9 protein-coding genes are annotated in these 12,497 nt (G+C 54.5%); 3 read left to right on the top strand and 6 right to left on the bottom strand.

Annotated features, from left to right (window positions below; all coding sequences use genetic code 11):
• From I2D83_RS14945 to I2D83_RS14920, 6 genes are all read right to left on the bottom strand, one after another.
• Positions 1-1,359 carry an HlyD family type I secretion periplasmic adaptor subunit gene (locus tag I2D83_RS14945; RefSeq protein ID WP_181829504.1) on the bottom strand — a complete coding sequence of 453 codons (1,359 nt, stop codon included), beginning with the start codon at positions 1,357-1,359 and terminating at the stop codon, positions 1-3.
• Positions 1,360-1,423: 64 nt separating this feature from the next.
• Entirely contained in the window at positions 1,424-3,283 is a 1,860-nt protein-coding gene (locus I2D83_RS14940) for a type I secretion system permease/ATPase (protein ID WP_205946823.1), read from the bottom strand.
• A 257-nt stretch (positions 3,284-3,540) separates the two neighbouring features.
• Complete coding sequence (locus tag I2D83_RS14935; protein WP_181844449.1) at positions 3,541-4,128, bottom strand: heme acquisition protein HasA; 588 nt, start codon at positions 4,126-4,128, stop codon at positions 3,541-3,543.
• Between the two features lie 118 nt (positions 4,129-4,246).
• Positions 4,247-6,946 carry a TonB-dependent receptor gene (locus tag I2D83_RS14930; protein WP_205946822.1) on the bottom strand — a complete coding sequence of 900 codons (2,700 nt, stop codon included), beginning with the start codon at positions 6,944-6,946 and terminating at the stop codon, positions 4,247-4,249.
• Between the two features lie 259 nt (positions 6,947-7,205).
• Positions 7,206-8,159: a FecR family protein gene (locus I2D83_RS14925; protein WP_181844447.1), complete on the bottom strand. Its 954-nt coding sequence runs from the start codon at positions 8,157-8,159 to the stop codon at positions 7,206-7,208.
• 99 nt (positions 8,160-8,258) lie between these two features.
• Entirely contained in the window at positions 8,259-8,768 is a 510-nt protein-coding gene (locus I2D83_RS14920) for an RNA polymerase sigma factor (RefSeq protein WP_015839685.1), read from the bottom strand.
• 259 nt (positions 8,769-9,027) lie between these two features.
• Between I2D83_RS14920 and I2D83_RS14915 the strand changes: the two genes are divergently transcribed.
• From I2D83_RS14915 to ygjG, 3 genes are all read left to right on the top strand, one after another.
• Positions 9,028-9,198: a hypothetical protein gene (locus tag I2D83_RS14915; RefSeq protein WP_180777169.1), complete on the top strand. Its 171-nt coding sequence runs from the start codon at positions 9,028-9,030 to the stop codon at positions 9,196-9,198.
• 120 nt (positions 9,199-9,318) lie between these two features.
• The gene (patD, locus tag I2D83_RS14910) at positions 9,319-10,743 is read left to right on the top strand and encodes an aminobutyraldehyde dehydrogenase (protein ID WP_205946821.1); all 1,425 of its coding nucleotides are present in this window, start codon (positions 9,319-9,321) and stop codon (positions 10,741-10,743) included.
• A 390-nt stretch (positions 10,744-11,133) separates the two neighbouring features.
• Complete coding sequence (gene ygjG / locus I2D83_RS14905; RefSeq protein ID WP_476739476.1) at positions 11,134-12,489, top strand: putrescine aminotransferase; 1,356 nt, start codon at positions 11,134-11,136, stop codon at positions 12,487-12,489.
• Positions 12,490-12,497 lie beyond the last annotated feature (8 nt).

Raw genomic sequence — 12,497 nt, 5'->3', positions numbered from 1 at the left:
TTACTCCTCGGTCAGCGCCAGATGCAGGCGATCGGACAGTGGTTTAAACAGGTAGTTGAGCAGGGAGCGCTCACCGGTGCGAATAAAGGCTTGCACCGGCATACCGGGACGAACGTCCAGTCCGGCGAGCTGCTGTTTACCCTGTTCATCGACGTGAATACGCAGTGCGTAATAGGGTTTTCCGGTCTGTTGTTCGACGAGTTGATCGGCACCGATCAATGCGACAACACCGGAAATGCGCGGGGTAGTGCTTTGGTTGAACGCAGAAAACAGCAACTCGACCGGTAGCCCGTTGCTGACTCTGTCTACCAGCTCGATAGGCAACTGCGCGTCAATCAAGAGCGGTTGCCCATCGGGAACAATTTCCATCAGCATCTGTCCGCTATTGACTACGCCGCCTTCGGTATGCAGCGCTAGCCCGACGACGGTGCCGCTGGCGGGCGCGCGAATGTGCGTGTGCTGGAGTTCATATTCCGCTGTTTTTAGGCGCTGGGTGAGATCCTGAATGGAACGCTGGGTATCGGCGAGCTGGGCGCGTACCTCTTTCTGGTATTCGTTCTGACGCTGCTGAATTTTTTGCTCCAGCTCGACGACCTGCTGCTGGAGCTGTACCTGATTATTTCGTTCCTGCGCAATCGCGCCAGCCAGTTGGGCGGCCTGTCGCTCGACATCCAGCAGGCGGTTACGGGCGATATAGCCTTCCTGCGCCAGCGGACGTAGCCCGCGCAGCTGTTCGCTGATAATCTGGAATTGCGTTTGGCTGCTGGCCAGCAGCGCCTGTGACCCCTGCGACTGCGCTTTTGCCCCGATGATGGCAGCCTGCATTGCCGTACGTTCCTGTTGCAGCGCGGCGCGACGGCTGATGAAAAGCTGCTGCTGGGCGATCTGAATTTGCTGTGTGACGGTGCTGTGCTGTTCTGTGGGGGCGGGGAAAGCAATCGTATTCAGATCGTCGCGTTCCGCCAGCAGACGCGCTTCGCCCGCGTGTGCTTCCTGAAGCTGGGTGACGAGATTGTCACGTTGTGCCTGAGCGGGTGTTTGATCCAGCGTGGCAAGAACTTGCCCAGCCTGCACGCGGTCGCCATCCCGCACGGTGAGTGAAGCGATACGTCCGCTACTGACAGGCTGTACGGCTTTACGATTGTCCGCGACAATGACCCGACCGGATACGGCGACGCCTTTATCCAGCGGTGCCATGCCAGCCCACAGCAGCAAGCCACCAAAGCCGATAAGCACCAGCCAGAGGCCATGCTTTAAATAGCGTCCGGCATCGGTATGTAACGGCATTGCCGCAACGTTATCCTCTACTTGAGTACGTGGGGCTGTTGGCTGTGATGTGACTTCACGTAACGCGGACATGGTTATCCTCTTCTTTCCATGATGCTTTTCTGACGGCAGACGTTCGTTATCAATGCGCTAAGCCTCATTTATCCGGTGCGGCACGGCGTGGCGTTGGCGCGCTGTACACCATGCTCAGCCCGGCGGAACCGGGTTCTTTTGGGGTAAAGGCATTGGCGGCGTCGGCTGTTTTAGCTGGTACAGGTTTGGCGCTGGCGGGTTTCGTCATCGGTTTGGCCGTAGAAGCAGTGGCGGGCTTGGCACGCTGTAGCTCTTTCAGCACCTGCTCTGTTGCACCGAAATATTGAATCTGTCCGGCGCGCAGGACTAACAGCTTATTGGCGCAGGACAGCAGGGCGGGTTTATGTGTGATCAGTACCTGCGTGCTTTTGGCTTCCTGTTGGGCGGCAATCGCGGCCAATAAGGCTTTCTCGCCGTCGTCATCGAGGCTGGCATTGGGTTCATCCATCACAATCAGGCGCGGTTGGTTGTAGATGGTTCTGGCAAGGGCGACACGCTGCTTCTGACCGCCGGACAGCCCGGCTCCGCCTTCACCCAGCTGCGTATCGTAGCCCTGCGGCAGCCGAAGAATCATCTCGTGAACGCCTGCCGTGACGGCGGCGGCAACGATCTTTTCTGCATCCGGCTGGGTGAAGCGGGCAATGTTTTCGGCAATCGTCCCGCTGAAAAGCTGCACATCCTGTGGCAGATAACCGACAAAGCGGCCTAAGTCGCCTTTGTCCCACTGGTGCATGTCTGCGCCGTCCAGCCTGACTTTGCCACCGAGAGCGGGCATGGCGGCAACCAGCAGGCGGGCGAGGGTGGATTTACCCGAGCCAGAAGGGCCTAACACGCCGAGTACATCGCCGGGAGCCAGGTCAAACGTGATATTGGCGAGTATGGGAGTGCGGGTATTAGGTGCGTTGGCGCTGAGCTGCTCCACCTGAAGTTTGCCTTCCGGAGCTGGCAGCGCCATGCCAGCGGTGCGTGCCGGATGAGTATCGAGCAGGAGATTGATACGCTGCCAGGCGAGGCGCGCCTGCATCCACTGTTTCCAGACGCCAATGATCTGATCGATCGGACTGAGGACGCGGCTGACCAGAATGGATCCGGCAATCATCATACCGGGGGTGATATCGCCGTTGACGGCCAGCAGCGCGCCTAAACCCAGCATTAGCGACTGGAGCGCCAGCCGGGTGCTCTTCGTCAGCGAGGTAATGTTGGCGCTTTTTTCGCTGGCAACGTTCTGATAATAGAGAAACGCTTGGTGCTGCGTCAGCCAGCGTTCGCGCATGGCGGGCAGCATCCCCATGGCTTCAATGGCATCGGCGTTGCGCAGATTGGCGTTGGCCTGCTGCGTCGCCTGAACGGTGTTTTGTGCGGCTAAGGCCAAAGGTTCGCGCGTGAGTTTTTGATTTAGCCAGGCCAGCACAATCAGTATGATTGCCCCCGCCAGCGCCATAACACCCAGCCAGGGATGAAGTAAGAAAATCACCAGCAGATAAACCGGAAACCACGGCGCATCAAAGAAGGCAAATAGCGCATTCCCGGTGGCGAACTGGCGCAGGGCAGTCAGATCGTTTAAGGCTTGGCCGGCGCTTGCCGTGCCGTTCCTGAGATTGCTTTCAAACGCCGCATTGTAGATACGCTGATTCAGTCGCATATCCATCTGCGTACCGAGGCGAATCACCACGGCGCTGCGTATCCATTCCAGTAATCCCATCAATAAAAATAGCCCTAGCATAATGATCGTCAGCATCGCCAGCGTCATGGTGCTGCTGGAAGGCAATACGCGGTCATAAACCTGGAGCATATAAATCGCCGGTGCCAGCATCAGCAGATTGATAACAGCACTGAACAGGCCAATTCCCCAGAACCCCTGACGGTAGGCGGCCAGCGCGTCAATAATCTCCCGGCCTGATGAAGTCGGATGGGATGCGGGCATGGGATGTTCCTTCTTCAATAAAGTCGCCATCATTCTCACCGTGGTGTACCCACAGGGTGGAAGAGGGGAAAGCGGTTAGCCGTACCGCTATTGACGCGGTTTGCCAACGGTTATTACACTCAGTAGACCGCCGCGGTGCCGTGCCCGTCATACTTCACGCCGCATCCGTGCCGCGTGAATTATTTAGGGTATGACTCTCTCCGTACCGCGACGGTGTTCACTCAAACGGCTAAAAGCGTCATCTTTTAGCCGTTTTCTTATGCCGCCAGCAGATCGGCCGTTTCGGCGACGCCAACCACGTCAACCACGGTATCGGCAGAAAGCGCAGCATCGGAGGTCGCTGTTGCGAAGCTCAGGCTATCCAGGCTGGCGTTAATATCGATACCCGCGTTAGTCAGCGCATCCAGCAGCGGCTGAACCTGGCCGCTCATCAGGCCGTAAACCACTTCGTGTACCACACCCTCACGGCCACTATCCACGATGCTAGAGAGATCCAGACCACTAAAGGTGACTTGGGGTTCTTGAATCGCGTATTCGGTGCTGGTGCCACCGCTCAGGCCGTCGCCAAAGGTTAGTGTGTCCAGTTGACCGTACAGAACGTGGTTAGAGAATTGATATGTCAGATTGCCTTCGGCAACGAAGGCAGAGGTGTCGTTATTCGGGCTGACCAGAGCATATTGTGTCCCGTTATTCCAGGAGGTGCCACCGTAGAAGCCCCCAGAGTTGCTGTCGGTGACGTTATTGTTGGTATGGTTTGCATCGCCGAATAAAGAGGCCCATTCGGTCAGATACTGGGAGATAGAATAACTGGAAAACTCGGTGTCATACTGAATACTTAAACTCATGTTTTATTCCTCATTAATACTCTATCTGATGAACGGAGGTGTTTTACCCCCTCTGTCGAACCGCGCATCAAAATAACTCGCGGCTGATTCACTCGCAGACAATTCCTGCGAAGAATGCTTAGAAGCGATATTCAATTCCACCCTGGATGGTTCTTCCTCTCCCCAGCGTGTATGAAATTGAATCGCCATAACTAACGATGTATGCGCGATTAGTAACGTTTTCTATCGCTCCACTAACCTTTAAATTGTTCGTTACCTGATAGCTGGCATAGAGATCGAATAGGGTATATTTCGGCCAGTCGGCGACATAGAAATTGCCAGTGCCCCCTGATTGATTGACCGCCGAGCGATCCTGATAGCCGCGGTTGTAGCGGATTACGGCTCCAGCATCTAATTTACGATCGAACGCTCTTGTGCCAATCGTGAGACTTCCCCGATCGCTTGGCATATAGGATGACGAGCTAAAAACGGTGCCGTAGTTGCATTGGACGTAGTTGTTAACTTGATCATAGGGGGTGGCGTAGTAATTATTTCGTCCGCCCTCGCGGATGACAACGCCGCCAAGCCAAGCTGGGTTTGAACAAAAATCATTTTGACCGATCATTCGGGTGTAGGTCAGGTCGGCATAAAATCGACCCGTGTCGTAATTCAATTGATATTCAATGCCGCGGAAACGCGTTTTTACCAGATTATTGACGTAGGCAGCGTTACCAGAACCTGCCCCAGTATAGACACCGGGTTTAATTCGCCCGATTTCCATATTGATATAATTGCTTATCTTGGTATCAAAATATGACACCTTTCCAACCAGACGATCGGATTCCGTGAACAACTCGCTGGCCGTAACATTGAATCCCGTTTCCCACGCAGTGGATCGTTCTGGTTCCAGATAGGGATTGGGATATTGCGTTGATGATGAGTGTGCGCTGCCAGTAGTCAAGGTTTCCGTGATGGCGGGGGGACGCCATGATTTGCCATAATTACTGAACAATTCCAGCCAGCCTATTCCCGGCTTAATCGCTATCGCGGCGGTAGGAGAAAACTTTCCGGTTTCGCTATCCACCTTCCAGAGGTGAGTATTCTTGACGGTTGAGCAAAGCGTTAGACGATTTGCTGTGCAGGGGGCGTCCACTGTATATGGGAACTCGGTGATCTCCATTCCCGTGGTGCCACGCAGACGATAGCGGTCATAACGCAGGCCGCCTTCTAGTGTTAGGAAATCATCATAGCCGTAGGTCAGATTGGCAAACAGACTAGCCAGAGAGCGATTACCATCAGGCGTAACGCCTGCCATCGATTCGCGCGTGGATTCACTGTTGGCTTTGTCGTAGAAAACGTCAATACCGTAGTTGGCGCTTAGCGTATGCTGGGCGGGTAAACTAAAGCGTGAGGTATTCTGTGCCTGTATACCGTAAGTTCGCATGCGGCTGCGCGTCCAATAACTATTATTGATGCTGCTGCTGGTACTGTAGGTATCTGATTCATCCGTTGTGTCGACGTAGTAGAGTTTTGCGCTAAAATCGATCCAGTCGAGATCGTCTGGGTTCAAGTGATAATCCAGTGCGCTGCTGCGTGACATGATGTTGCTAAATCCACTTTTTTTCCAACCCAGTTCGGGAAACGTGGTATTCGTCAACATACTGGGATTGGGCGAGTCTGTCTGGGTTTGCAAGTAACTTAACTGGATGCGTTGATTAGCGGGAAGGTTCCAACCTATTTTAGCCAGACGAGATCGCATCGTGTGGCCTGAGTCAGTGACTTTGCCATGTTTCAGTGATTCGCTGGCGCGAAGTGTGTTTTCGTCGCTTCCCGATGCGGTACGAATATCGCCAATTTTGCCTTTGTTTCCAGGCCAGTAGTCGCCCAGATGGCGCTCGCTGGCACCGACCAGAATGTCGCCGCTTTCGTTACCCAGCGCGAGAACGCCACTGCCAATAAAATGCGTTCCGTTATCGCCGGTACTAGCGTGCAGCTTCCCACCTAATTCTTTGCCCGGGGCTAGAAAGTCACTGGCGCTGACGGTGTTAAATGTCGCGATGCCACCAAACGCGCCAGCACCACCCATGCCGCTTGTGGCACCTTTCACAATCGTGGCTCCAGAGAGTAATTCTGAATCGATATACATCTGGCCGTTGCGCTGTCCGTGACCGCTTTTTTGGAAGTTTTGCCGCATACCGTCAATGTTCATATTGACGCGACCATAATCCTGTATGCCGCGAATGTTCACCGACAGCGAAGGATCCTGCTGGCTGACGCTGGAGTAAACGCCAGCGGATTGTTCCAGCAGATCGGCGGCATGGCGGGAAGGGCGGTTATCCATCTGCTCGCGTGAAATAACGCTGATTGCGCGCGGCTGTTCGTAGATCCAGTCACCGGGATTGGCGACGGTAAAGGCGCGCACCGTCATCACATCGTCTATTTTGGCCGTATCGACGTTGGTTGAACGAGGCCGCAAGGTAATGACGCCGTTGCTACCGATCTGGAAATCGACTGGGTTAGTGCCGATCATCCTGCGTAGCCCCTGCTCTGGCGTGAAACGCCCCTGGAGGGAAGTGGCCTGCATATTTTCCAGTTTGACGTCGGCAAAAAAGACCTGTAACCCCGCCTGTTCAGCGAAACGCAGCAGCGCGCTGCTTAACGGCTGCGGGCTGATGGAGAAGGCGACGCTGTGGCGAGCCGCCTCCTGAACGTTGGCTGCCGGTGTTTCTGCTTGCGCATAGTGGAATGAAGCAGGCAGCGACAGTGCGATGCCGACGGCAAGAGAAAGTGGATTAAGTTGTAACAATCGGCTGTTTTGCTGTTGTGTTCTTTTAAACATTTTTCGCCTGGTCTGCCATTCGTTAAATCATCAATAATCATTAATAAACAAAGGGATAGTTACCCCTTCTTTTCTTAATGAAAATGATAATAAAAATCATTACCTAAATATGAAGACGGCTGAGAAGACAGAACCCGTAAAAAAATATTTAAATTTTTTTCTATGGCACGTTGCGGTCTTGTGAACGTAAAGGGCATTTATGAGAGATCGCCACGCCTGAGCGGCGTGGCAGGGATGGGGAAGACAGGGGAGAAAGAGATCAGTACAGAACGGTGACGCCGGGGAGTGAAACGGTTTTGGCACCCAGTTCGGTGGCGATGGTTTGCAATGCACCATCCAGTTCGTTCAGTGAAAAAATGCCGCTGACCTGACGCTGGCGCAGCGCTGACGTAGGGATGACGATCGTGCCAGCGCGATACTGATTGATACGTGCGATGACGACGGCCAGCGGCTGTTGATCAAAGATCAGCAGGCCACGCCGCCAGTCGCCACGCTCGCGGCTATTCCAGCCGGGGAGTCGCGTCATTCCTTGTTCGGTATAGCGTGCCGCCTGCTGCTCATCAAGCTGCAATGATTGCCCGTTTGCCGTGACCTGAACACTGTGCTCCACCACGCCGACGGTCGTTGTCTGTGAGGCGTTTTGCACAATAAACTGCGTGCCCAGCGCCTGCGTGGTGCCTGAGGCCGCATCAACCAGAAAAGGGCGTTTTTCCTGAGTGGTTGTTGGGGCGACAGTGAACCAGGCTGAGCCTTGTAACAGCGTGACGCGCCGCTCTTGCGGCGTATAAGCGAGTGAAATGGCGCTGCCCGCATCCATATCGACCTCACTGCCGTCCGGCAACGTAACGTGTTTGACCTGATGTACCGCATGATAATCCGAGCGCAGCATGAGGATACCGTCGGAAATCCACGTCGTGCCGATACTGAAACCCAGTAGCAGTAAGGCCGCGATTTTCCACTGCGTCGCGCGATTGACGCGCCTGATGAGAAAGGTGGCTGGCGGTTGTGGTTGCAGCACTTGCCGTTGCTCGGCGCTGAGCGACCCGAGCCCATGCCAGAGCATCCCTGCCTGTTCCAACGCGTGGCGATGGCGCGGATCCTGTGCCAGCCAGTGCTGGAATGCCAGTTCCTGTTCATCGTCCAGCGGCGCTTCGGCCAAACGTATGGCCCATCGTGCTGCCTGCTGCTGGATCTCAGGGGGATAATCATTCATGTTGTAGGCCTGGAGTGTGTAGGGTCTCTAAATATGTAGACGTCTGACGGCAATAAACCCGTAAATAATTTGTGATTATTTCATGATGGGCGACGCGTTTCACGAGGTGCGGATCGTCATCATCGCGTGCAACGTCATGGCAAGATGTTTCTCAACGGTGCTGAGGGAAATCTCCAACTGCTGAGCAATTTGCGCCTGCGTCATGTGTTCAAACCGGTGCAGATGAAATATCAACTGCGTGCGTTCAGGTAGCGTCGACAGCACATTTGCCAGACGTTCCAGCTCCTGTTGGGCGATGGCCGTTTGATCGAGCTGGGGCGCGGCATCCGGCAGGTATTCCAACGTCGCCTCCGTATCGTCAACGGACGTCGCCATCTGCCAGCGCTGCTGGTGGCGAACATGGTCAAGCAGCAAATTATTTGCTGTCTTATAGAGATATGCCTTCTTGTCGTCTACATCATTCTGCTGTTCCAGCCGTTGCGCTAACCGTAAAAAACTCTCTTGCACCAGATCTGCTGCTGCCTGAGGGTCGCGCAGTTTATGATTGAGATAGCGTTCTAACCGCTCTGCATAGTGGTTGAACAGCATTCTGAGTTCAGACTCTGACATGCCAACGTCCCGTCAGGTGACCTTCCCGCCGACTCTGCGGCAACAGAACCCCTTTCCCTTGCCACGGCGCTATCCATAGCAATGCACAGCACTGTCCGTCGACGGGGTAAGGCCCTGAATAATAAATTTAATGTAATTGATAATTATTATCACATATGCCGATATGAAAAGCAGAGTTAAATCTTCTTCAGATTGGCGGATTTTTGCCATCGACTACACTTATCTTTGCTGGTTTATTCTTTCATCGGGAGGAGCAGAAATGACCACGAAGGACTCAGCGCAGGATCCTAAAGAGGTGACGGTCAGCGAAGGGCTGGCAAAGGTGCACGAGGCGTCAGACCAACTAACGGAAGAAGAGATCGAGGCGCTGGCGGAGGAAGCCAGACAGGCCGCTACGCAGACGAAGAAAGCATCGGGCAACGCGCCTTAGCATAAGGCTGCCGGTTGCAGAGCGGATTGATAAGTCAGTGCAACGTGGCAGGTTTTTTGCACAGACATTTTGCAGATAGTGGTGAAAAACACGACGGTTTTCTCTCTGTAAGGAAAATGTATGCACGACAAATTACTCATAGAAGGCAAGCTGGTTGCGGGTAAGGGCGAGGCGTTGGCGGTATTCAACCCTGCCACGGGAGAGCAAATTGCCGCCATTGCGCAGGCCGATCTGCACCAGGTTGATGCAGCCGTTCTGGCTGCCGAGTCCGCTTTTGCACACTGGGGACAGACCACGCCGAAAACGCGCGCGACGCTACTGCTACAGATTGCCGATGCCATTGAAGAAAACGCTGAGGCGTTTGCCAGGCTTGAATCGCTGAACTGCGGTAAGCCCTACCATGCGGCGCTGAATGATGAAGTGCCTGCGGTTGCTGATGTGTTTCGTTTTTTTGCCGGCGCGGCGCGCTGTCTGAGCGGTTCGGCGGCCGGAGAATATCTCGAAGGGCACACCTCGATGATCCGGCGCGACCCGGTTGGCGTGGTGGCGTCCATCGCACCGTGGAATTATCCGCTGATGATGGCGTCGTGGAAGCTGGCACCGGCGCTGGCGGCGGGGAACTGTGTGGTGCTGAAACCGGCGGAGCAAACGCCGCTGACCACGTTTTATCTGGCGCATTTGCTGGCGGAGATTCTGCCGGCAGGCGTGGTGAATATTGTGTTCGGACGCGGTGCTGACATCGGTGATGCGCTGACGGGGCATGAGAAAGTGAACATGGTGTCGCTGACCGGTTCGATTGCGACCGGCGCGCATATTCTGTCGCATACTGCCTCAAGCGTAAAACGGACGCATATGGAGCTGGGTGGCAAAGCGCCGGTGATTGTTTTCGACGATGCCGATATCGATCAGGTTGTTGATGGGATTCGCAGCTTCGGTTTCTATAATGCGGGGCAAGACTGTACTGCCGCCTGTCGGCTGTATGTGCAGCGTGCCGTCTACGATAAGGTCGTGGAAGCATTAGGTAACGCGGTGGCGACGCTGAAAATGGGCGATCCGCACGATGAAACCACCGAACTGGGGCCGCTGATTACTGAGCAGCAACTGGAACGCGTGGTGGGGTTCGTCGAACGCGCTAAAGCGCTGCCGCATATTACGGCGGTGACCGGTGGCGAGCGAGTGAAAGGGCAGGGATTCTACTTCCAGCCCACGGTGCTGGCGGGCGCGAAGCAGGAAGATGAGATCGTCCAGAAAGAGGTATTTGGTCCCGTTATTTCCATTACACCGTTCGACGATGAAGCGCAGGTGATTGGCTGGGCCAACGCTTCGCATTACGGGCTGGCCTCGTCGGTCTGGACGCGCGATATCGGGCGGGCGCACCGTCTTGCCGCATGTCTTCAATACGGCTGTACCTGGGTGAATACCCACTTCATGCTGGTGAGCGAAATGCCGCACGGCGGGCAGAAACTGTCAGGCTACGGCAAAGATATGTCGATGTATGGTCTGGAGGATTACACCATCGTGCGCCATATCATGATCCGGCACTGAGGATCGCCGGTCTGCCGAACGAGGCTTTATCTTGAATGGTGAGTCCTGAACGGGAAGCCGATAATGGCATAGCGCATTTGTCCTGATCTGGCGCGCCCCAAAAGAGGGCGCGTTGGGCAAAAGCGGGGCATCACACGAGGCTTTATTTTTCTTCATCCTGGCATTCACCGAGCCAATTGGTTATTAATTTCTCATATTAATATTTGGTTCAAATTATCTGCTGGATTTTTGGTTTAGATCGCGTTTTTGTATTTTATTCTGGTTTGGGGCGGGCGACTGGCGTGTTATGTGCATTAATTAAATTGGCATCGCGTGATGTCCGTTTTCAAGGAGCGCATTTTGTCCAGATCAAACGCCCACCTTAACCCGCTAGAGTGTACTCAGCAGGCACTGCATTGGATTCATAGTGACACGCTATCCCACGATGACATGGCGGCACTGAATCGAGAAGTTTTGAGTTGTTTTCGTGAATACGTCAACCCGGGTTTTCTGGAATACCGAAAATCTGTCACTACCGGCGGCGATTACGGCGCAGTTGAATGGCGCGCCAGCGGCCCGAATACGCTGATTGATACCCAAGGGAATGAATATCTGGACTGCCTCGGCGGTTACGGTATTTTCAACGTCGGGCATCGTAACCCTAATGTAATTGCCGCTGTTGAACGCCAGCTCGCCAGACAACCGCTGCACAGTCAGGAGCTGCTTGACCCGCTGCGTGGGCTGTTGGCAAAAACGCTGGCGGCGCTAACGCCGGGCAATCTGAAATACAGCTTCTTCTGCAATAGCGGAACGGAATCGGTTGAAGCGGCGCTGAAACTGGCGAAGGCTTACCAGTCGCCGCGCGGCAAATATACCTTTATCGCTGCGACCGGCGCGTTCCACGGTAAATCGCTGGGGGCGCTTTCAGCCACCGCCAAGCCTGCGTTTCGTCGTCCTTTTATGCCGCTGTTACCCGGCTTCCATCATGTGCCTTTTGGCGATATCAGCGCCATGCGTAAGCAGGTTCAGCAATGCCAGAAGACCGGCGATGATGTTGCTGCCATTATCCTTGAGCCTATTCAGGGGGAAGGCGGCGTGATTGTGCCACCGGAAAATTACTTGCCTGCGGTCAGAGCATTATGCGATGAGGTTGGGGCATTGCTGATTCTGGATGAGGTACAAACCGGCATGGGACGCACGGGCAAAATGTTCGCCTGTGAGCATTATGGCGTGCAGCCTGACATTCTGTGTCTGGCGAAGGCGTTGGGTGGTGGAGTGATGCCGATTGGGGCGACGGTGGCGACGGAAGAAGTCTTCTCCGTGCTGTTTGAAAACCCGTTTCTGCACACCACCACGTTCGGCGGCAATCCGCTGGCCTGTGCGGCGGCGTTGGCAACCGTCAATGAGTTGCTGACGAAGAACCTGCCTGAACAGGCGGCGATACAAGGGGCGTTTTTGCTACAGGGCTTACAGCAACTGGCGGCCGATTATCCTCAATTGATTATTGAAGCACGAGGAATGGGGCTGTTGCAGGCTATCGAGTTCAGGAAAAACGAAATCGGGTATGCTTTCGCGAAGGAACTGTTTCAACGTAATGTTCTGGTGGCGGGTACTCTGAATAATGCCAAGTCGGTCAGGATTGAGCCACCGCTTACTATCACGCGCGAGCAGTGTATCCGCGTGCTGAAGGAAGCGAAGGAAGTGCTAAAGAAGCTCAATGGCACGATGCCTGACGAAAATAAAATGAAGGAATATGCGGTAGAGTGAAAAACGAG

The sequence above is a fragment of the Pectobacterium aroidearum genome, assembly GCF_015689195.1.
Lineage (GTDB): Bacteria > Pseudomonadota > Gammaproteobacteria > Enterobacterales > Enterobacteriaceae > Pectobacterium > Pectobacterium aroidearum.
This window is presented reverse-complemented; position numbering and strand designations above follow the sequence as displayed.

Excerpts from the sequence above, each read along its gene's own strand:
- I2D83_RS14945 (WP_181829504.1), bottom strand. The coding sequence starts at position 1,359 with ATGTCCGCGTTACGTGAAGTCACATCACAGCCAACAGCCCCACGTACT.
- I2D83_RS14940 (WP_205946823.1), bottom strand. The coding sequence starts at position 3,283 with ATGCCCGCATCCCATCCGACTTCATCAGGCCGGGAGATTATTGACGCG.
- I2D83_RS14935 (WP_181844449.1), bottom strand. The coding sequence starts at position 4,128 with ATGAGTTTAAGTATTCAGTATGACACCGAGTTTTCCAGTTATTCTATC.
- I2D83_RS14930 (WP_205946822.1), bottom strand. The coding sequence starts at position 6,946 with ATGTTTAAAAGAACACAACAGCAAAACAGCCGATTGTTACAACTTAAT.
- I2D83_RS14925 (WP_181844447.1), bottom strand. The coding sequence starts at position 8,159 with ATGAATGATTATCCCCCTGAGATCCAGCAGCAGGCAGCACGATGGGCC.
- I2D83_RS14920 (WP_015839685.1), bottom strand. The coding sequence starts at position 8,768 with ATGTCAGAGTCTGAACTCAGAATGCTGTTCAACCACTATGCAGAGCGG.
- I2D83_RS14915 (WP_180777169.1), top strand. The coding sequence starts at position 9,028 with ATGACCACGAAGGACTCAGCGCAGGATCCTAAAGAGGTGACGGTCAGC.
- patD (WP_205946821.1), top strand. The coding sequence starts at position 9,319 with ATGCACGACAAATTACTCATAGAAGGCAAGCTGGTTGCGGGTAAGGGC.